This window comes from Mesorhizobium helmanticense, assembly GCF_003034915.1.
Lineage (GTDB): Bacteria > Pseudomonadota > Alphaproteobacteria > Rhizobiales > Rhizobiaceae > Mesorhizobium > Mesorhizobium helmanticense.
Genome location: NZ_PZJX01000095.1, coordinates 1 through 1540 on the forward strand (window position 1 = coordinate 1; position 1540 = coordinate 1540).

Here is a 1540-nt window from a genome sequence, read left to right on the forward strand (position 1 = left end):
GCTAGTCTTACTGAGTCAGAAAGTCGCGGCTGTGGGGGGATTCGCGCGGGTCGCGGATTTGTTAGGGTGCTGCTTCGTGATCAGGGAAGCGCCCCGCCATGCCCGACTGGACAGTCGAGAGTGAAGCAGCATTCGACGCCTATATCGATGCTTTGATCGGGGTGATCGGCCACGCCGACCGAGCTGAGCCGCTGAAGGATTATTGCCTGGGACTGCTGATGCCGATGGAGCGCAAGAGCGTGGAACCGTTGGCGGCCGTCACGGCGCCGTCGCGGGTGGCGGCCAAGCATCAGTCTCTGCTGCATTTCGTGGGACAGGCGCCGTGGTCGGACGCGACCTTGCTGGCGCGGGTTCGCGGCTGGGTTCTTCCACGGATCGAGCAGCGTGGACCGATCCGGGCGTGGATCGTCGACGACACGGGCTTTCCCAAGAAGGGCAAGCACTCGGTGGGCGTAGCGCGCCAGTATTGCGGCCAGTTGGGCAAGCAGGACAACTGTCAGATTGCGGTTAGCCTATCGATCGCAAATGACGCAGCCTCGCTTCCGATCGCCTACGAACTGTATCTCCCGCACAGCTGGGCGGAGGATCCGGAACTACGCAAGAAGGCCAAGATTCCGGCGGAGATCACGTTCCAGACCAAGCCGCAGATCGCGCTCGAGCAGATCAGGACGGCCAAGGCCGAGGGCGTCGCGCCCGGCGTGGTTCTGGCCGACGCCGGATATGGGGCCGACGGCGGTTTCCGCGCAGGCCTGTCCGAGCTCGGTCTGACCTATGTTGTCGGCGTTCAGCCCACACTCAGCGTCTGGCGCCCAGGCATGAGCCCGCTGCCGCCCAAGCCTTGGAGCGGAAGAGGCCGGCCGCCGTCTCGAGTCGGCCGAACCGACAATCACAAGCCGATCTCGGCCAAAGCCCTCGCCGAGGAGTTCGACGCCGAGACCTGGCGCACGATCGCCTGGCGTGAAGGAACCAACACCGAGCTCAATTCCCGCTTCGCCGCCGTGCGCTTGCGGCCGGCCTCCAGGGACTACAATCGGCCCGAGGCTCACGCCGAAGAGTGGCTCCTGATCGAGTGGCCTGAAGGCGAGGTCGAGCCGAGCAAGTATTGGCTCTCCACCTTGCCGGCCGACGCTACGATCACCCAGTTGGTCGACGCCGCCAAGATGCGTTGGCGCATCGAGCGAGACTATCAGGAACTCAAGCAGGAGCTGGGACTGGGCCACTACGAAGGCCGAGGGTGGCGGGGCTTCCACCACCACGCCAGCCTCTGTATCGCCGCCTATGGCTTCCTGGTCTCTCTGCGGGAGACGATTCCCCCCTCAACTCCAACTCGCGCCCAGGGCCGCCAAACACCTGGTCTTCCCGGCGGTTGTCGACCCCGCGGATCCTCCGATCCGACCAGAGCGGCACGTCCCGACCTCGATCCCGACCATCAGGCGACGCCTGACTGTGGCCCTGGCCAACCGTCTGCAACGATGTCCGTGCTGCACAAGGGCCATGGACAGTCCGCGTCAGGCTCGCAATTTATGACGCAGTAGTACTA

1 protein-coding gene is annotated in these 1540 nt (G+C 64.7%); it reads left to right on the top strand.

Annotated features, from left to right (window positions below; genetic code table 11):
* Nucleotides 1-98: 98 nt before the first annotated feature.
* On the top strand, nucleotides 99-1535 hold the full coding sequence (locus C9427_RS33285; protein WP_245437287.1) for an IS701 family transposase: 1437 nt from the start codon (nucleotides 99-101) through the stop codon (nucleotides 1533-1535).
* Nucleotides 1536-1540: the final 5 nt, after the last annotated feature.

Excerpts from the sequence above, each read along its gene's own strand:
- C9427_RS33285 (WP_245437287.1), top strand. The coding sequence starts at position 99 with ATGCCCGACTGGACAGTCGAGAGTGAAGCAGCATTCGACGCCTATATC.